The sequence below is a fragment of the Selenomonas sp. oral taxon 920 genome, assembly GCF_001717585.1.
Lineage (GTDB): Bacteria > Bacillota > Negativicutes > Selenomonadales > Selenomonadaceae > Centipeda.
The window spans coordinates 2049497-2070087 of record NZ_CP017042.1; the positions used below are offsets into that span (position 1 = coordinate 2049497).

Here is a 20591-nt window from a genome sequence, read left to right on the forward strand (position 1 = left end):
GCCGTATCTGGTACTGTCAATAGTCTATCATCAAACGACAGGAAAACATTTGTCAGAGCTGCGGGAAAAATTTTTCAACCCGTTGGAGGCGTTCGCGCTCAAGCTCCTCCCGCCGCTCGAACATCTCACGATAAGCGGCGATGTAGTCATCTATATGCTGCTCGAGCAGACGATGCTCCGCCACATAGCGGTAGGCATTCTCCGCGAGCGTGCGCCGAAGGTCGGCGCGCTGAATGAGGAGATCGAGCTTCTCTGCAAACTCCTTCGGACTATGATAGATCAGCCCCGTCTCACCTTCGCGCACCGTGCCCGCATAGACCGTAGGCGATGCAAGCACCGCCGCGCCGTGCCCTGCCGACTCGATGAACTTCAGATCGGATTTGGCACGGTTGAACTCCGTATCGCGGAGCGGCAGAAGCGCAATGTCCGAGGCGTGCAGTGCCGCCGTATACTGCTCATACGGAGCAACGATATATCCATCGTGCGCACCGCCCGTAAACTCCTTCGCCTCCGTTTCGAGCGCCTGATAGAAGCCGTGATCCGAAACCACACGGAAGTGCAGCCGGTCACCGTACTGCCGAATCATCTCGTTGATTGCGGGCATCAGCGGTTCCCAGTCCTCTCGGCGATTCAGCGCACCGAAGAAGATCGTCACACGATCCTGCGCCGCATCATATGTGCGGTGCTCCGGCAGCTCCGCAAGCTGATTCTCAAAGAGATAGATATGCGGGTTAAACTCCCGCAGGAACTCCGCCAGATACCTTGTCGAGGTCTGTACGGCAGAAACAGCACGGAAACAAAAATAATCATCCCCCTTGATCTGTGCTGTGATCAGCGGATGATCGTCAAGTTCTTGGAGCAAGATATTGCCATCTGCCGCATGCTTCGCCAAGAGATCGCAAATCCATGCCGCAGACCGGATCACTACGCGATCCAATAGGATGATGCTGTCATGCAGATCGCCGACCTCATCCAGCTCGATTGCTTCGTCCCCTCGCTGCATGCATCCGCTTACAGAGACAAGGCCTCGTGCGCGGAGCTGCTGAAGAGGTGCATCCAGACGGATTGGCGTACACTCCTCCACACGGTTCATCATGACAATATGGAACGGCGCTTCTCCCGTTTCATACTCACGGCGCAGAGCAGGGGACACCTGTGGAAGCAGAGGGTCAACGCGTGCCTTGCAGCCTTCCTGCAGCCGACTCAGTGCTGAGCGATAATCTTTCTTTTTCGTCAAAAACACACGCCGCTTCCAATACTCCTCGATGAGACGGCGCCATTCAATGGCTCCGCGCACAAACGAATCCGGCAGCTGCCCCTCCTGTCCTCCATGCACACGAAGCAGACTGAGCGGCCTGGCAAAAATGACCGCATCGCCCTTTTCAAGCAGCTCAAGCCACATGGCACAATCCGACAGTGTCTTATAGCCGCGTGACTCTGCACGCCAATAGTGGTGCGTTAGATCACACCGCCGAAAGAGTACTGCAGAGGGTTCCCCCAAAAAGTTGGTACAAGCCATAAGCATTGCATGCCCGAGAAGAGTGCCGGAAAAACATCCATACATTCCGTAAATAGGCGGTGCCTCTCCCCACTGTCCTAAGAAGGTTCCGTTTCCGTCGATGACTCCGCGCACGGATGTGACGAGTGCAGCAGACGGCTCAGAGAGAAAAGAATCGACCATCAGCGTGATTTTATCCGGCAGGAGGACATCATCGTCCATGCACCACTGGAGAAGCTCCCCCTGCGCTAGATGCTCAAACGGCATAAAGTTCTCTTCTTTGCTGCGTGCACTTTTATTCCGCACATAGCGTACGCGCATGTCGCTCTGATAGGCCCGCATCAACTCTTCCGTTCGGTCATCCGCAGAGTTGTCACAGACAATGACCTCGATATTGGGGTAGGTCTGTGACAGAGCGCTTTCAAGTGTCTCACGGAAATATTCCGGACGATTGTACGTTGGGATCAAAATGCTGACGAGCGGCGTTTGCAGCAGTGCCGAGCGAGCGCTGGCGCGGATGAGGGACAGATCATGTGTCCATGCAATATCGCTCAGGGACTCCTGCAGGATCGTTTCGGGCACGCCGAGATCAACCCCCCAGCGCTCCAACAGAAGAGGACGTGCCTCAGAGCGTGTAAGATCGTAGAGGTCACAGTTCTCTGCCCCTCTATGCACAAAGTAAACGGGGGCACGCAGGAGGTGGAACCCATCGTATTTGAGGCGGAACGAAAGATCAAGATCGGCGCCGCCGCCCGCGAACGCTGCATCGAAACCTCTCACCTGCTGAAAAGCGGAACGGCGCACGAGCAAGGCAATGTACTCAAGGAACAGGCTCTCCGTCGGGCTGCATAAGTGCTCCTGCACCCAGCCCGCCACATTTATGCCCTCCGCCGCCATCTTCTCCGCATTCAGATACTGCCAAGAAAACGTTGTTCTGTTTGAAAATGGTCCAACGGCCGCAATTGTAGTATCAAGCAGAAGCGTCTCCACCATTTTTTGCAGACCCCGCGGCGTAAGAATAATTCCCTCCTGCAGAAAAAGGAGCAGCTCTCCCGATGCACCTTCGGCACCGCTGTTGTTCCATGCAGCGAGGTTTTTCTCCTCGTGGGCGAGAACACGACACGGCACATCTGCAAGGCACTGCAGCACCGTCTCGGAGTGCTGCGAAACAACCACCAGTTCCACATCAATGCCGCAGACAGAAGCGGCGGAGAGCGCCTCCGCCGCCGTTTCGCGCAGATACGCCCCCTCCTCCGTCTCGCTAAGGATGATTGTAAGCGCGCTCATGCCTTCAGGGCTCGCAGCAGCAGGAAATCCGTCTGCCGCATCTTTGCCGCCATCTGGAGTGCCTTATTCGCTTCTCCCATGTCATGCAGGAGGAGTGCCGCATTCTTCAGCGTCATGTCACAGCCGGGGTCAAGGCGCAATGCTGCCATAAGGAGTACCTTTGCACCCGCATAGTCATTCGCTGCATATGCCGCGCCCGCGAAGGCATTGAGTGCCTCTACCTTCTCCACGGGACGGATTGCCTGTGCGAGGATCATCTCTGCCTGCTTCTCAGCATCCACAGCTGCACGGGCGGGCTGTGCAGCAGGAGCTGCGGCAGGGGATTCCTGCACGGGTGCTGCTGCAAGTCCCACGAGTGCCGCGAGGTACGGATATTCCGTACGGGTCTTCTCCGGAGCGAGGCGGGCATCGAGTCCAGCAAGGCGGCTGATCTCCTTGCGCTGCTCATCAGAAAGAATATCCCCATGCACACGGAGGATGTTCTCACAAAGCTTCAGTGCATCATCGGAACGCTTCTCACGCTGACAGATCCGCGCCAAAAGAATACGTACCTCCACATTAGCCGCATCCTTTGCGAGTGCATTCGTCACCCAGCTTGCCGCACGTGTATAGTCCCCGAGCTCAAAATAGGCGCGCGCAACATCCCCGAAGCACTCCTCGGGCGGGTTCCCCTGCGCAAGCATATCGGCAAAGGAATTGATAACCCCTGCGTACTCCTTCTTCTCCATATGTCTACGAATCTGCTCAACCGTTACCATCTTTTTCTCCGCCATTGTCATCGTCCCTTTCGCATGTCGTTTTTCTTGCCGCCGCGCACGCCTTCTGCGTGTACGCTCAGCACGGCGTTGCTTACACTTCTTCATTGAGGTATCGCTCCCAAATCATCTCATATGCCGCCTCCATCGCGCGAACATAGCCCTGTCCATCCATTAGAGGAGATGCGCGCATCATACGTGGAATCGCCGCGTGCAGCGCCGCCAAAAGCTCTGGATCAGAGGCAAGCCCCACGGCACGTTCCACATATGCCTCAGGGCTCTCCGATACGAGTTCTCCGAGCCCCATATTGCGGAGAAGGCTTACCCCAAAGCGTGCTCCATGCCGCCTGCCCGCGAGTGTTACAACAGGCAGCCCCATAAAGAACGCCTCACATGTCGTACCGCCCCCCTGATAGGGGAAGGTATCGAGGATAATATCCACATCCAGATAGTCACTCAGATAGTCCTTCGAACCGGGGCGCAGTTCGAGACGCGCGAAATCGATTCCCGCACGTTCCGCACGCTGCCGCATCCACTCCAATGTATCTTTGCATGGATGGACATTCTTGATCAGAAGCCGTGCATTTGGTACGGCCCGCAGTATCTCTCCCCAAAGCACCAGCATCTCATCCGTGATCTTCGCAAAGTTGTTGAAGCTCCCGAATACGATCGGATCGTGCGGTGTGCGCTTCAGATTCTCATACGGCTGAAAGCGTTCCGACGGCGTGAAGCAGAGATGCGTCTGCGGCAGACGCAGGATACGTTCCACAAACAGTCCGTCCATCTCCGGCGGATCGACAAAGGGATCGCCGAGGAAGTAGTCCATCGCGGGAAGCCCCGTCGTATTGAAGTAGCCGATGCCCGAAAGCTGGACAGGAGCAGGCTTGTATGCCGCAACCTGCAAGGTCTTTCCGCCTGTCGAATGCCCCGCAAGATCAAAGAGGATGTCCGTCTCATCTGCATAGATACGCTCCGCCGCTTTTTGCGGCGGAGATTTCGACAGATCGACATAGCGATCCGCCATCCCGGCCACCCAGTCCGTGACCTCCGAATGCTGTCCGCCAATATCGTAAAGACACACCTCAAAACGCGTACGATCATAGGCCGAGAAAAGCTGTATCGCAAAGTTCAGCACAATATGATCCGTGAGATTCGGCGACAGATAGCCGATCCTGAGTTTTTCCCGCTTCCTCTTCCTGTGGGAGAACTGCGGCAACGCTCCAAGCACGTCCGCATACGCCGCATGTACCGCACGCATTTCCTCAGCCGTCACCCCCTCGACATAGTGGAGGTACATGAGATAATTGCTCAATGCCGCCAACCGTGCTGAATGATCTGCACGCGGGTATTCCCATGCCTTGCGCAGATACGGCAATGCTTCTCTCAGATCGGCAAGCCAGTAGAGCAGCTGTCCCATGAGCTCATACAGTTCATAGCACCGATCCATAGGGAACAAAGACTTCTGCTCCATTTCCTGCAGAAGCTGAAAAGCCTCCTCTAACCATCCCGCCTTGACAGTTCTCTTCACACGCTCAAATTCACGTTCGAACGAATCCTTGCCGCGCTTCCCACTCTGCCCAGATCGCACGATAGCATTCCTCCATCTCACGAATATAGCGCTCCTGATCCATGACGGGCGATTCCTTCATTCGAGGGCGCAGCTCCCTGTGCAGGACATCGAGCAGATCGATATCCCCCGCAAGGGCCACCGCAGTCTCGACATAGTTCTCCAACCGATCTGAGGCAAGCTCTGCAAGTCCCATATTTGCGAGCAGGCTGTACGTAAATCGCGTGCTGTGGCGATCCGTATAGTACGACACAACAGGAACGCCCATATAGAGGGCATCACAGCTTGTCCCGCCGCCCGGCCACGGAAAGGTGTCAAGTGCAATATCCACATCGAGATAGCGCAGCATATAATCCGCCGTCGCCCTCTCGAACTGTACGCGGCTCATATCAAAGCCTAACCGCTGCAGACGCTCATGCGCCATAGAGGTGATCCCACGCAATTGATAAGCACTGTTTTTCAACAAGAGCCGTGCATTGGGCACGCGTTCCATGATTGCACGCCATGCCAGGAGCACATCATCCTGCAGTTTTGCGTACTGATTGAATGACGCAAACTGAATATAGCCTTTTGCACGAGCCGGCGTCCCCTCCGATGCAGGCAGACTTGTATAACCATTATAACAGAACTGACTCGTCAGGCGCAGTAATTTTTCAACATATACGGCTTCGCTGCCGCTGCCCTCCGGGTCACAGTAATGATCCGTCACGAAGTAGTCCACTGCGGACAGTCCCGTCGTCGCCATATAGCCAAGCCCCGATATCTGAACAGGGGCAGGTTTCCATGCAAGAGCGGCAAGTCCGGAGTCCGCCGTATGCCCCGCGAGATCGAAGAGGATATCAACCTCATCCGCATAGATCTCCTGTGCAACACGCTCCATATCACGCGAGTAATCCGAAAGATCCCTCCATCGAGTAACGAGCGTTTGAAAGAAATCCGAGTATTGATCATGCTTGCCGAGACTATAAACATAGACCTCAAAGGCGTCTTGGTCAAATCCTGCCAGAAAAGGCCAAATAAAATACTGCATGACATGTTGCCGAAAGTCCCCAGAAATGTAGCCAATGCGCAGCTTTTCTTTCCTGTGCCGCCCTTCGTGAGAATAGGGCTGCACTTCTGCAAAAAACTCCTCATAGTGCAGACTCTTTTGATAGACCTCTCGTGCGGGAACATTCACAGCATTGAGTTTAAAAAGGCCTGCGCCATAGTAACAGCGCCGCATATAGATATCCGGCGTCTTCCGAGAATACGCCATTGCATACGCCGATGCGATTTCTGAATCACGGGCAAAGGTACCATGATCCGCACACATCTTGAGCAAAGAGGCATGAACGTCTGCCACCACAGGAAGTCCGTTTTCGATCAACGCGAGCCCACGCTGCGCCCGCTCATAGATCTCCATACTTGTCCCAGGCGGCGCAGCACTGACAACAGAGAGGTAGAGTCGTGCCCCCTCGCGTTCACGTGGAACTCCCTCGGCAGCAAGAGCCCATTGTCCCGCTTGTGTCAGCGCATTGCTGAAGAAATATGCCCATGCAAGACTCATGCGCTGCTCCAGAGTAAGCTGTTCCAAGCCATCCAGTGCATGTGCCGTACGCAAAACCGTATCCCAGTCCTGTGCGTCAGCGGCACGAGACAACTGTACAGCAAGTTTTTCTGCGGTCTGCTCCACTCTCTGCGCAAGCACGCGATCATAGGCTCTCTCCACAGAAAATCTGATCGCGCCGATGTCAAATATATCAAAGAGCCGCCAATGCAGAAGTTCATGCAGTTCCGAGAGACGCGGAACGTCGAGAGAGAGTGCGCATGCCTGTACAGCCACATCCTCGACGCACTGCACAGCGGGCATCCCCAATCGTATCATCAGCGTATTGGCATAGCGATCATCGACAAGAGATTCTGCTGTAAGAAGGGGGACCCCGTGTTCTGCCGCTCGGCAGACATCCGGAAGATCCACATGAACGCCGAGCACGAGGTCAATTTCACCATAGGGGAGATCATCCACAAGTTCGAGCGAGGATTCCGCTGTCCCCACCTCCGCAATCCGCGCGAAGTCCTCCTCCGAAAAGCCCTCAGAAATCGCCGCGGGGATGATCAGACGAACGACACGCATCCGCAGCAGGAGCGCCGAAAGCATCTGCAGAAGTGCCGCAGCACCATCCTCACGCAGCGTTCCGCTCACACCGATCGTGGGCACTTCCCTATCGAGCAGGGGCGTGCGGTAGGTATAGTCAGCTGCAGGATCAAGCGGAGTATAACAATAGGGAAAGAGCTCTGATCCCTCGACCGTCGGCAGACTCATCGCAAGCTCCTGCGGACAGTCCGCAGCAAGTGAGACAATATGCGGAGCAGGACACAGCTGCATAATGGCACGGTTCTGCTCATCCGGCGTTCGAAGCGAAAGGTCTATCAGCAGATCAATCTCGTCTCTGCGGATGAGCCGTGCCGCATCTTCGGGGGCAGCATCCCCAACCTCCCGCAGCGTTGCCTCCTTCGCAAAGGGAGCGGAATCTCCCCCCGTTCCCGTGTGGTAGGCATAGATCTCGAAGCGCAGTTTATTATAGGCGGAGAAAAACGAAGGGAGCAGATCCCGCATGGGCCCCTCCCCGAAGTCCGAGGAGAGGTAGCCGAGCCGAATTTTTCGATGACACGGCTTCTGCTTTGCAGAATGTTTGTGTTTTGTCTTTTTTTTCTTCATCGTCTCTCCTCTGCATCCAAATGCAGCACATCTTCATATGCGCGTTCCAACGCACGCATATACCCCGTCTGATCCATGACTGACGACTTCTCCATCTTCCCGCGCAGCCTCTTGTGCAGCTGATCGAGCCTGTCCGTGTCATGCGCAAGGGCGACGGCACACGCAGCATAGTCCTCCGGTGTCTGCACAGCGCATTCGTCCAATCCCACGTGCGTCAGCAGCGCATAGGAAAACCGCGTACTGCGCCGCGCAGCATACATGGTCACCACGGGAACGCCCATATAGAGGGCGTCGCAGGTCGTTCCTCCGCCCGGCCACGGATACGTATCGAGCGCAATATCCACATCGAGATAGCGCTCCATATAGTCCGTTGTCGCAGGTTCCAAAATCACGCGTGCGAGGTCAAACCCAAGACGCGTGAGCCGTGCCCGCGCCTCCTCCGCCATTGCCGGCGCAAAGAAAATCTGGGACTTCAGCAGAAGCTGTGCCTGCGGCACCCGTTCCAGAATCTCCCGCCAGAGCAGAAGCATCTCATCGGTGAACTTGCGATACTGATTGAATACGCCAAAAAGGATGTATCCGCTCCTCTTTACAGGTGCCCCCGTCGAAACCGAAAGCCCCGCACGCGGCACATAGACGAACTGACTCGGCAGCCGAATCAATTTCTCCGTAAAATACGCCTCACTCGCCCCCCCGACGGGGTCACACGCTGCATCCGTCAGGAAGTAATCCACGGTACTCAGACCCGATGTCGCCGTATAGCCGAGCCCCATCATCTGTATGGGCGCAGGCCGCCGTGCGAGTACGGGCAGAGCTCCGCCTGCCGCATGCCCTGCAAGATCAACGAGAATATCGACCGCATCCGCGTGAATGCGTGCAGCGATGTCCTCTGGTACAGCCGCGCCCAGATCGCGCCACACAGTCACATGGGAGCGCAGCGCCGCCGTTACCTCATCCGGCTCCTCTGCCGTACTATAGGCATAGACCTCGAAACGTGCACGGTCATATCCTGTCAGCAGCGGCTGCACAAAATGCTGCATGACATTGTGGCGAAAATCCGGCGAGATATAGCCGACACGAATCTTCTGACGGCGGCAGGGCACAGAGTACGTGTAGCGCGGGACATCCGCAAGGAGTGCATCGTATGCACAGTGCGCACGAAACAACTCATCCGAGTCCACAATCTGTGCATTCTGTGCAAGCAGAAACGAACTGTAGAGCCCCGTATCGGACGGCTCCTCCTCATAGGCACGCTGATAGAACTCTGCCGCCCGCACATCGCCCATGCGATAGGCGACAGCAGCACGCAGCCGCATGAACTCATGACGAAGCTCGCTGCGCCCCGCTGCCAGATATTCCTCTGCCAGTCTCATGGCGCGCAGCAGATCGCCCTGCCGCTCCACGGCATAGGCATGAAGATAGCGCAGCATATCATCCTGCATGCCTGCGGCAAAGGCGCGCTCTGCGCATTCCTGCGCTTCGGCATAATGCTCCGCTGCAAGGGCCGCAAAAATACGGTCTTTCAGCGTCTTTACATCCATACTCATACTATCGTCACGAACGGAGAGAGACTTTAACGGATCGCAGTGCTCTGTGTATGCCGTCCAGACTGCGTCATAGGCTGCCCCCGCTGCCGCACCATAAGCAGCTGCATCCATGACGGGGGAACGTTCCATCATCTGCCGCAGCCCCGTATGCAGCGCATCGAGCAGCGCGGGATCATTTGCCAGAGAGACCGCGCGGTCCACGTATTCCTCTATCGTCCGCGCGACAAGTGCCCCCGCTCCGATGTTCTCCGCAAGGGATGCGCCGAAGCGGCTGCCGAGGCTCTCCCCCGCAAGCGTCACAACGGGCACACCCATGTAGAGCGCGTCGCAGGTTGTTCCGCCGCCGGGGTATGGGAACGGGTCGAGCGCAATATCCACGTGATTGTACGCGGCGAGATAGTCCCGTGACGCCCCCTCCGTATCGACGCGCGCGCACGGAATGCCCGCCTCCGCAAGGCGGTGCATCGCCTCTGCACTGGCATCCGCATATGAAAAGACATCCGTCTTTAGAAAGAGACGGCTCTCCGGCACGCGGCGCAGGATCTCTGCCCATGCAGCAAGGACATCATCACTCAGCTTGGTGAAATTGTTAAAACTGCCAAAGACGGTGGGGCGTCCCGCTGCAGGCGGATGCTCAGGGGCAGGAGTCTCATGCAGCGGCTGCCAGCAGAAATGCGTCTGAGGAAGAACAAGCAGCTCCTCCGTAAATCCATCCTCCGCATCCCCTGCCGCAAGAACGGGATCGGCAAGGAAGTAGTCCACCGTTTTCAGTCCGGTCGATGCAAAATAGCCAATCCCCGAGATCTGCACAGGCGCGGGACGATAGGCGAGAATCGGCAGCGTACTGCCCGCCGTGTGCCCTGCGAGATCAACAAGGATGTCGATGCCGTCACGATAGATCTCATGCGCGGCTTCCTCTGGCGAAAGGCCGGAAAGGCTGCGAAAATGATCGACGGACTGCTTCACCCTCTCGGTATATTCGTCCTCTGCATTCAGTGCATAGACCGTCACCGCAAAGCGTGCGGGATCGAGCGCCGTCATCAGAGCATACGAAAAGGAGAGCACAACGTGCTCCCTGACATCGGGTGAGAGATATCCAACCTGCAGTCGCTTTCCCCTGCGATGCGCGGCATGGTCAAACGGGCACACATCCACAAAGAGCGCACCGTATTCCTCTGCCGCCCTCCTATCCTCTGCACATGTGGCCGGCAGATAGTGGCGGTTAAAGAGCACATTGCTCGCGTTGAGCGCACGCAGTGCGAGATTCGGCGCAGCATCGCGCGCCCGCTCATAGAATCGTACTGCATCGGCGGCTCGTCCGAGGAATCGTGCACACTGTCCCGCAAGATTGTAGACCTTCTCTGCAACGGCGGGCATCATCTCCGCGTCGAGGAGCGGCGTGAGCAGGTCCAGCGCGGCGGAACGCTCCCCCTCCAGGAGATGAATGCGCGCACGCAGGAAGATTGTATAGGGATCATGGGGCGCGTATTTCCCGCATTTCCGCCATGCCGCAAGAGCCTCGCGCGCACGCCCCGCCTCGATGTGAAGTGCCGTCAAAAGCCCCGCCGCCTCGACAGGCTCACGTCTGCGCAGGCGCTTGATTCCCTTGCGCGCCCCCGTCTCGTCTCCGCATGAAAGCGCCGCGAAAATATCATCGCGCAGCGCCTCAAGTCTGTCCATCCTCATTCCATTCCTCTCGCAAGACGTCCAATGCGGCGCAGCATACGCACTGCCTCGGGTGCGGCAGAGATCTCTCTGCAGGAATCCGGCAGGAGGAGAGCAAGCGCGCCCTGCTGTGCGGGTGCAAAGCCCCTCCCATATGCTGCTGCAGCTGCCGCCGTGCGTTCCATATCCTCAACCAGCGATGCTGCTGCAGAACACACATCCCCCGCGAGCAGGAATCGCCGCCGCTCGGAGAACTTCACCTTCGCACGCCGATCATAGTAGAGGCCCGCGCGCGGAAAGATGCCCGCCAGCACAGATGCGAGAAACGCCGCGTCCGCAGTTTCATCGTAATGTGCGTTCAGCGCCTCGATCACAGCCGCATCATCCGCTCCCGCCGCCCTGAGAAGGCGTGCGAACCGAGCAAGGGCTGGTGCGTAGTGCGGACGCAGCCGCAGTGCACGCTCATAGAGTGCCGCCGCCCCATCCGTATTCCCTGTAAGTTCTTCCGTCTCGCCAAGCCGCATGTAGACACTCGGCGCAAGAACCCCGGAGTAATCGCCCTCCTGATAGTATTCCTCGTGCAGACGAATTCCGTCCGTATACGCTTCGCGTGCCCGTGCGTAATATCCTGCCTCCCACGCATAGGTTCCGTAAATCAGGGGAAAATCCGCTTTCTCGGGAAGAGCTTTTCGTGCCGTCTCATATGCTTCCGTAATCTCTGCTTCCTCTGCCCCTGCGAGGATAAGGGATTGAAGCAGAACCGCATGCGGGCGATCCTCAGAGCCTACCGGACGATCCGCGCTGTCCCGCGCCAGTCGTGCATAATGCGCCGCCTGCGTATAGTCCTCCAACGTATAGTAGCAATCCATCAGATGATATTCATCGAGCTTTCGATACTCTCCGCGCGCACGTCGTGCAAGCAGCAGGGCCAGATCGCGTTTGGACTTCTCTTTGATGATGCGCGGCGAATAGCCCGTATGATAGAGCACGAGCCCCGGTGCCATCGCCATTTCGCGCGCCGGGTCGCCGCTGAGATTCTCCACATGCTCGTGGATGCTCCCCACAAAGCGGATGTGCGGTGCACGGCGGAAGATGCGCTGCACCTCTGCCGATGTGCCGAGCAGCGCCCCCGTATCCATGTCGATATTGACAAGGTGAACAATAAAGCCGTCGAACGTCTCCCGTCCTGCGTATTCCTCGATCAGCGGCCGCACGCGCGGTACGCTCTCCTCCGTGAAATACTCGTCCGCATCCGTAAAGACAACCCAGTCGCCCTTCGCCTGATCGAGTGCAAAATTCTTTGCCGCCGCAAAGTCATTGATCCAGTCGAAATGGCAGACTCGTGCACCGCCTGCACGCGCAATCTCCACCGTCGCATCCGTCGACCCCGTATCGACGACGATCATCTCATCGGCAAAGGTGCGCATCGACACGAGCCAGCGCGGCAGATTTTCTGCCTCATTCTTCGTAATGACACAGGCTGATATCCTCATCGTACCAACTCCATCAATTCCTTTGACTTTCGATGCGCGGGGGCAAGGGAAAGCGCATGCGCGAGATATTCCTGCGCCTCCGCACGCGCACCAAGATGCAGTGCGGCAAGCGCCATCCCATAGAGTGTATCCGGTGTCTCTCCCTCTGCGGCAGAGAGGAACTGCCATCCGAGAAATGCCCCCTTCCAACGCTCCGCTGCAGCAAAATCCTCTGCCGCAGCGAGCAGATGTTCTGTTCCATAATCAGCAGATATGCGCAGGAATCGCTCTGCCTGTTCTGCATTTGAATGATGAATAAACGCCTCACGCACTGTACGGTAGCCGTCTATGGTATCCGGCAGCGGAGCAGCATCCGGCTCATCATAATGGCGCCAAAGGATCTGCATCGCACGCGGGAGCACCCCACGCAGACGCTGATAGAGATGGATGCTCTCCGCATGGCGCTCTCGCTCTAGACGCAGAAGAACCTCCGGTATCTCTCGCGCATATTCGGCCAATGTGCCGACAACCTGCTCCCCAAATTCCTCTGCAGTTAGGCTCTGCATCTTCGTGTAGATCTCCGGTATCGGTACAGCCTGTCCGATCTCCTGCGAGAGCACGGCACGCGCCGCTGCAGCGAGTTCCAACCAACCGTAGCTGTCCGCAAAACGAGCAAGATAGGAAAGTGTCCCCGCATCGCTGCCGAGCATTTCACGCAAGCCGCTCAGAACGGTCCCCATATCCTCGGAGGCGTGCAGCTCCACATAGACATCCAGAGCCTCCTCGCGGGCTGTATCAAGCGCAAAGGCGCGGGCAAGCTCCTCCTCTGCCGCAGACGCATGCCCCATCTCCATCAGGAGGCGGGCACGCGCGGCAGATACTGCGCCTGCCCACACAGGAAATTCGGATGCCTCGCCTGCCGTATCTGCAGGACTCTCATAGAGTTCCAACGCACGCGTCAGTGCGGACAGGGCCTCTCCATCACCACATGCCGCAAGCAGCAGGCCAAGCCGTCCATAGAAGTCCGGCAGCTGCTGGAATTCTTGACACGCTGCACGCGCAGCTTCCACTTGCTGTGCAAGCGGAACATTTTCCTTCTCCATTGCATCAAGCAGGAGCTGATGGAGATGGCTCTGTGCGCCAACAGAACTCACAGACTCCTCCAATGCGGCACGCGCATAAATCAGCGCCGCCGCATATTTCCCAAGACCGTAATAGGTATCGGCAAGATAGCGGCAGTCTCCGGGCTGAAGCCCGCTCTCCTCTACGCGCCGCTCCATCAATGCAAGATTTCGCTCATGTTTCGCGCGGATACGTCCCGATGAATAGCCCACGTGGCGAACCGCAAGTGCCGCTGCTTCATGATAGAGAACGGGTTCTCCGTCCGTCTTGCGCAATGCCTCGTGCACCCGACCCTCATAGAAAAGCCCGCGCCCCATGCGCAGGAGTCGGACATGCGGCGCACGCCCCATTTCACGGCTGCCCGCATCCTCATCTATGTGCACAATCGGCAGGAGTACGGCATCCACATGCGGCAGGATCACATCCACCATGGAAAGATAGGCACGCACTTCACTCGGCTCAAAGAACGACTCATCTGCATCGAGGATGACAGCCCAATCACCGCTTGCCGCCCCGATTGCAGCATTCCGTGCGGCGGCGAAGTCATCTTTCCATGTAAAATCAATGAGCTTCGTTCCCGCCTTCTCGGCAAGCACACGCGTCCCATCCGTCGATCCCGTATCGACGACAATCCGTTCATTCGCGTAGACCGCTGTATTCGACAGCCAGCATTCCATATCCCGCACATCATCACGCACAAAGACACATGCGGCAATGCGCATCTCTTCTGCATGTGCAGCGATGCGCCGCCAGATCTCCATGCGGCGGCAGAGGGCCTCGTGCATCTCCGCCGTAAAGACAGACTGCTCCGTTCCCGACTCCGACGGCTGTATCCGGAGTGCCGTCGCTGCCGCCTCAATTGCCTCTGCGTAACGATGGAAGGCGGCAAGTGCCTCGGCATACTCAGCATGCATCTCCGGCAATTCCGGAAATTCGTGCGCGGCCTGCTCGGCCACAGCAAGGTACTTTTCTCTGAGCAGAGGCTGCATACCATAGATACGCAGGAGAATCCGATAGGAACGGCTGGCATATACAACACTGCGGCGCCCCATCCCAATGTCGAGAAGTGCATAGTGTTCTGCCATGTGTTCATCGCCCAGATTATCATAGGTCTCAGCGAGATAACGCCAGCAGCGATCCGGCATATTGCCCTGTTTCACTTCTTCGAGGAGAATGCGCAGATTTCGCTCCCCCTTTTCACGTGTCAGCAGGGCAGAATATCCTGTATGCACGAGAGACAGCAGGGATGCAGCAATCATTCGAATCGACGGCACCGTATCGTCCGCATTTCTCAACTCTTCATGAATACGCCCGACGTAATGCCGTCCCTCGCGTCGGCGAAAGATACGCGGTGCATAGGAGTCCAGCAGTGTCTCTCCGGTTGTCTCGTCGATATTATGCCACGGTATGAGAAGTACTTCACCGCCTGTGTGGTCTGCTTCCTCAATAACCGCACGTAAATGATCTCGTGTCTCGAGAGAAAAATATTCATCCGCATCGATAAAAATAATCCAATCTCCCGTCACATGGGCAAGAGCTGCATTCCGTGCCGCCGCAAAATCATCCTGCCACGCCCAATGATACACCGCAGCTCCATACGCCTCCGCTACGTGCACCGTATCATCCTGCGAGCCTGTATCCAAAACAATAAGCTCATCCACCTGCGACCTAAGACTTTCGATCGATTTTTTCAGGTGAGCAGCGTCATCGCGCACAATATAGCATGCCGTAATGCGCACGTTGTCTTTTATCCTCTCCCCCATATGCCCCCCCATATATGCTCTGTGTTTTTCCATCCAAAACTGTGCCCTTGCAGGCTCTCCAAGTTCCTGATAAAGCAATGAAAGGCGTTCTGCCGCAAAGGCTGCAACAGCATCGTTAAAGAACGAGGAGTCATGCGCGGAAGAAAAATCATCCTTATAGTGACGCAAGGCCTCCTCAAAGGATTCTGCTGCCTCATGATAACGCACGAGCCCACAGAGAATCATGCCGCGCTGGGCATAGAAGTCCGGCAGATACGGGAATTTTTCTATTGCCTCATCAGCAAATATAAGCATCTCCTCATCTGAATAATGAAGGGCACGCATGGACTCAATCATCTGGTGCCAGATCTTGCTCTCTTCGTCGGTGAAGGCAATATCCCCCTGCAGAGCCTCCTTGGACAGCATGAGCGTCTTTGCATAATCCTTCAGTCCGAAGTAACAGTCTGCCAGATAAAAGGCATGCATCGCTGTTCGTCCATGCATCTCAGCGTCATGCTCAAGCATGGCGATATTGCGCCGTATCTTCTCTGCCCCACGCTTCTGCAGATATCCGGTATGCCCCGCATCAAGGCGTGCATCCCCATAGACAAGCACCCGCTTCCCCCCATCGTCCCGGACCGCCTGCTCATGGATCATCCCTTCGTAGTGAAGTCCGGGCATTCGCAAAATCCGCGGACTCCACATACGCATTGCATCCTTCATGGAATTCTCTGTCATAAAATTGCAGAGTGAAATCATAATAATATCGACGTCTTTATTTTCATGGATTGCCGCTTCAATTCCATCCCGTAATTGCTCAGGATGAAAGAAATATTCGTCGGCATCCAAAAAAATGACAAAATCACCCCTGCATTGTTTGAGTGCATAATTACGTGCCTGAGAGAAATCATTCTTCCATGGAAAATCATAAAGGTGTGCATGAAACTCTGACGCCGCATCGGCTACAGCGGTGCTTCCGGCCGTAGAAACGACAATGATCTCATCCACAGTTTCCCGAACAGACGCAAGTGATCGGCAAAGCTCGTTCACTTCGTCCTTGACAATATAGCAGGCAGAGATCTTCATGTGGCACATCCTTTCCTTCTCATTCGAAGAATATTATACGCGATATTCACTAAATTAGCAAAGAAAAAGAACCCCTCCCCGAAGGGAGAGGTTCCATCCGTATAGATACAGCCGAGACTGTAAATTACTGGAGAAGCGAGAGAACTGCAGAACTGTTCTGGTTCGCCTGTGCGAGCATGGACTGCGCAGCCTGAAGCAGAACGTTGTTCTTCGTGTAGTTCGTCATCTCCTTCGCCATATCCGCATCGCGAATCGTGGACTCGGAGTTCTGAACGTTCTCGGACGCCGTCGTGAGGTTCGAGCTCGTGTAGTTGAGACGCGTCTGAACAGCACCGATGTTTGCCTGCTCGTCGAGCGCCTTCTGGAGAGCCGTCTCGATCGTATTGATCGCAGCGTTTGCCTTGTCCTGCGTCTGAACGCTGAGGACAGAGCCGTCCGTGCCCTTGAGACCAAGAGCGAGCGAACGCATATCCGTCATGCTGACCTTGATCGCCTGGTTCGCCTTGACACCCGTCTGGAGCGTGAGTGCATTGTCAGCGGACTCGTTCTCTGCGCGAACGCGCTCGTTGAATGCATCGAGGGCCGTATTGGCCGTCTTGCGGATCGCGCCCGTGTTGTCTGTGATCGAGAGCGTGAACGAGGAGATCTGATAGGTCGTACCAGCACCCGCAGCCTGAATCGAAAGAGCCGACTTGTTATCCGCCGTGTAGACGCTGTTCTTCGCCTTGTCAAGGCCAATGAGCGCCCCTTCCTTCGTGGAGGCCGTTGCGACTGCGGCCGTGCCCGCGAGGGACTCCGTGCCGTTGTACGCCGTGCTCTTGATAATATCAGAGAGCGCGTTCGTGCTGCCGACCGAGAACGTCGTCGTGTACGTGCGGCCCTGACGGACATACGAAACCGTGATCTTATCCGTCGACTGGATGTTGAGGCTCTCATCCGTACGGCTCTTGAGCTCTGTCAGTGCAGAACCCCATGCCGAAGCCGTGCTCATCGCGCTGTTCGTGAGCGTCGTGCAGGTTGCCGTACCAATGCTGTTGCGCGAACCATCGACGAGGTACTTGCCGTTGTACGTTGCAAGTGCATTGTCGTCGATCTGGTCAACCATCTGGTTGATTTCCTTCTGGATCGCGCGGCGATCTTCGTCCGTGTTCGTGTCGTTCGCTGCGTTGATCGCCTTCTCCTTCAGGGTCTTGAGGATCTCGACCGTGCTGGAGACAGCACCCTCAGCGGTGCGCATCATGCTGTTGCCGTTCTGCGTGTTCTGGTTGTCCTGATCGAGCGAACGGATCTGGACGCGCATACGCTCGGAGATGGCATAGCCGGAAGCATCATCGCCGGCCGAGTTAATCTTCATGCCCGAGGAGACCTTCTGAAGGCTCTTCGCGAGTGCCGACTGGTTCTTGTTCAGGATGTTGAGCGTGTTGACCGCCGACATGTTGTTCTTGACTACCATTGCCATGTGTAAATTCCTCCCTGGTGTCTTTCCGGATGTTCCGGAATGTTGAATGTATGTGCGGACATCCGTGCCCGCTGTATAATAGGCAAGTGACGCGTCTATCCTGGATGGCTGCTAGCTAGCCGTCCCTGGCAGCCGCCCCGCTTGCTTATTATCGCCTTACATAAAGTATATCGTCATGAAGAGGATATACTTAAGTATCTGACTGCAAACATTTTACTTTTTTTTCATCTGTTTGTCAAGGGCAGCGCCCTGCTTTTTTTAAAAAATTATTAGTATCGTCGGTTAAGGTTTCCGCCGAGAGGGCTCGCCCCCGTGAGATCGTAGCTGTGAACGGCGGCGTTCTGGCGGCGCGAACGGTTCAGCCATGCGCGTGCCTTGTACTGGATCTGCATCTCGAGCGGGCGGATCTCCGCATCGAGCGCCGCCCACTCCGCTCCTGCACGATAGGGATCTGCAGGCAGTGCCTGCAGCAGATCGACAATCTGCCCACGCTGCTCAACGAGTTCGATAAAGGTGTCAATCTCGCTTGCATCGACGAATTTGAGCAGTTCGTGTGTGAGCACACGATACTTCTCCCAGAGCTCACGCGCTGTCTCGTAGGATTCATCCGGCATAGACGCCGCTCCCTTCCATGCCCTGTGCGCCCTTCTCCTCGCGCGCCTTCTTCATAGCCTGTGCCCACGCATCGCGCAGCTCTGTCATGATGTCGGTTGCCTCCTGGATAATCGCAGGGTCGCTCTTCATATTTCCCTCGACCAGGCGGTCGTAGGCATAGTTATAGAGCGGCATCAGCTGATGGGAGATTTCATAATCCATGTTGAGCGTGATGCGGAACTCCGAGATGATATTCTGTGCCTTTTGGAGGGAGCTATTCGATGCCTCGTAGTTCTTCTCCGCAAGTGCCTCGACCCCCTCCTTGATGAACTTGAGACATCCGTTGTAGAGCATGAGTGTCAGTGCCTCGGGTGTCGCCGTCATCACCTGCTGCTTCTTATATGCCTCCGCAGCACTGTTTACCATATGGGAATCCCCCCCTGCATCACTTTCCATTGAAGAAATTGAACTGCGTCGAGAGACGGGCGATTGCTTCCTCCATTGCGTTGTACTTCTGGTAAAGCTTGCTCTCAAAGGACGACATGAGTTTCTTAAAGTCACTCATCTGCTTCTCGTAGTTCTGGATCAGCTTGCCCAGTTCGCTGAGATCCGTCTTGTCTGCTGCGACGCCGGAATGGCGCTCGAGCTCTTTGAGGCGTCCGCCCAGCTTGTTATAGAGACGGGTGGCAACACCGCTGTTGCCGTAGTCATCGTTCTCATCGTCATGCGAGATGAGACGGTACACCGCGTCCGGCTCTGCCGCAATTGCGTTCTTGAGCTTCGTCTCGTCGATCTGCAGATGCCCCTTCTGATCCTTTGCCGTGATGCCGATAGACGAGAGGGTGGAGTAACGCCCCGGCACGGACTTCACGGGGTTGATGACTGCGTCGCGCATATCGCCGATGATGGAGCGTACGTAACTGTCACGGTAGAGAAGGCCTTCCTTCGCCTTCGCGTTCCACTTCTCGACCTGCTCCTTCGTCATCCCGTCTTCCTGTGACTTCGTGAGTACGCCGTAGTCCTTGTGTCCCTTATCGCCGTATAGCTTGTTCAGTTCATCGAGCAGTGCATTGTACTCCTCGACAAATTTCTTGACGTTCTCGACAAGCTTGTCCTGATCCTGTGCGACATTGACCGTCGCCGGCGTGCCCACAGGAGTCGGCTTCTTAAATGTGTAGGTAACACCGCCCACCTCGAGCTTGTTGTCCTGCAGGTTGTTGTAGTCACGCCCGTCAATCTTGACGTTTGCGTTGGTTCCCGCTGCCGCCATGGAGATGGTCGTCGGACTGCTCGTTGTAAGCGTCATAGCAGAACCGATGGTGCCATTGCTGACAACACCGAGCTTCAGATTATTCAGGAGGGTCGTCGTATAACTCGCAGAACTTGAGGTTGTATCCACGGTGAGGTCAATCTTGTTGCTGTCGCCCGTCTTGCTGTTGGCGAGAGAAAAACCATCTGATACGGAGTCATAGTTCGCACGAATATCGAGCGAGGTCTTCTTCCCGCTCGCATTATAGCGAGCGTTATTGATCCGATTCGCAAGATCATTGAGCGTGAGGTTCTTCGTAAAGACCTCCTCCGCAGTGAACGTCACCTCTGCCGAGCCCGTGCCGTTTGACACCTTGAATTTGAGTGCCGTGTCCCCGTCCAGCATGCCGCTGGGACGTGTGCCGCCTGCAAATGCAATGTCCTTGAGCATCGTGCTCCCAGGTGTGCCCGTACGTCCGACATGCTGCCCCGATGCCGTCATGAGATAGGCGTTCGTCGCAGCCTGTGTGACCTCGACCGTATGTGCCATAACACCCGCATTCGCGTTCGCCGTCGCCGTAACGGCGTCGGTATTCGAGCTGGTCGTCGTCATCGGCTTCGTCAAAGAGCTCAGACGATAGTCAGACATGCGGCTTTTAAACGTATTCGTCTTGTCATAGACATTCGCATACGCTTCCTTACGCCACTCTGTTTCGACTTCCTTCTTATAAATACGATCGTATTTCTTCTGCTGAGAGATCATCCCGACCTTGACCAGTGACTCAACGTCAAGGCCCGACCCGGAAAGTCCATAGATACCTTTTGCTGATGACATATTCTTCTCCTTCTAT

General features: G+C 56.1%; 11 protein-coding genes. All 11 read right to left on the reverse strand.

Features of this window, described 5'->3' with window-relative positions:
• Positions 1-52: 52 nt before the first annotated feature.
• Positions 53-2785 carry a glycosyltransferase gene (locus BCS37_RS09875; protein WP_069181270.1) on the reverse strand — a complete coding sequence of 911 codons (2733 nt, stop codon included), beginning with the start codon at positions 2783-2785 and terminating at the stop codon, positions 53-55.
• On the reverse strand, positions 2782-3648 hold the full coding sequence (locus BCS37_RS09880) for a tetratricopeptide repeat protein (protein ID WP_069181271.1): 867 nt from the start codon (positions 3646-3648) through the stop codon (positions 2782-2784). The genes BCS37_RS09875 and BCS37_RS09880 overlap by 4 nt, the downstream gene beginning before the upstream one ends.
• On the reverse strand, positions 3635-5128 hold the full coding sequence (locus BCS37_RS09885; RefSeq protein ID WP_237142703.1) for an O-linked N-acetylglucosamine transferase, SPINDLY family protein: 1494 nt from the start codon (positions 5126-5128) through the stop codon (positions 3635-3637). Before BCS37_RS09885 ends, BCS37_RS09880 begins: the two co-directional genes overlap by 14 nt.
• On the reverse strand, positions 5079-7805 hold the full coding sequence (locus BCS37_RS09890) for an O-linked N-acetylglucosamine transferase, SPINDLY family protein (protein WP_069181272.1): 2727 nt from the start codon (positions 7803-7805) through the stop codon (positions 5079-5081). The genes BCS37_RS09885 and BCS37_RS09890 overlap by 50 nt, the downstream gene beginning before the upstream one ends.
• The gene (locus tag BCS37_RS09895) at positions 7802-11038 is read right to left on the reverse strand and encodes an O-linked N-acetylglucosamine transferase, SPINDLY family protein (RefSeq protein ID WP_069181273.1); all 3237 of its coding nucleotides are present in this window, start codon (positions 11036-11038) and stop codon (positions 7802-7804) included. The genes BCS37_RS09890 and BCS37_RS09895 overlap by 4 nt, the downstream gene beginning before the upstream one ends.
• Entirely contained in the window at positions 11035-12510 is a 1476-nt protein-coding gene (locus BCS37_RS09900) for a tetratricopeptide repeat-containing glycosyltransferase family 2 protein (protein WP_069181274.1), read from the reverse strand. The genes BCS37_RS09895 and BCS37_RS09900 overlap by 4 nt, the downstream gene beginning before the upstream one ends.
• Positions 12507-16439: a glycosyltransferase gene (locus tag BCS37_RS09905; protein WP_069181275.1), complete on the reverse strand. Its 3933-nt coding sequence runs from the start codon at positions 16437-16439 to the stop codon at positions 12507-12509. The genes BCS37_RS09900 and BCS37_RS09905 overlap by 4 nt, the downstream gene beginning before the upstream one ends.
• A 124-nt stretch (positions 16440-16563) precedes the next feature.
• A complete protein-coding gene (locus BCS37_RS09910; RefSeq protein ID WP_069181276.1) occupies positions 16564-17898 on the reverse strand; it encodes a flagellin N-terminal helical domain-containing protein in 1335 nt (444 codons plus the stop codon).
• A 269-nt stretch (positions 17899-18167) separates the two neighbouring features.
• On the reverse strand, positions 18168-18512 hold the full coding sequence (locus BCS37_RS09915; RefSeq protein ID WP_069181277.1) for a hypothetical protein: 345 nt from the start codon (positions 18510-18512) through the stop codon (positions 18168-18170).
• On the reverse strand, positions 18502-18918 hold the full coding sequence (gene fliS / locus BCS37_RS09920) for a flagellar export chaperone FliS (protein ID WP_069181278.1): 417 nt from the start codon (positions 18916-18918) through the stop codon (positions 18502-18504). The genes BCS37_RS09915 and fliS overlap by 11 nt, the downstream gene beginning before the upstream one ends.
• Positions 18919-18937: 19 nt before the next feature.
• Positions 18938-20575, reverse strand: a complete 1638-nt coding sequence (fliD, locus tag BCS37_RS09925; RefSeq protein ID WP_069181279.1) for a flagellar filament capping protein FliD — start codon at positions 20573-20575, stop codon at positions 18938-18940.
• Positions 20576-20591: the final 16 nt, after the last annotated feature.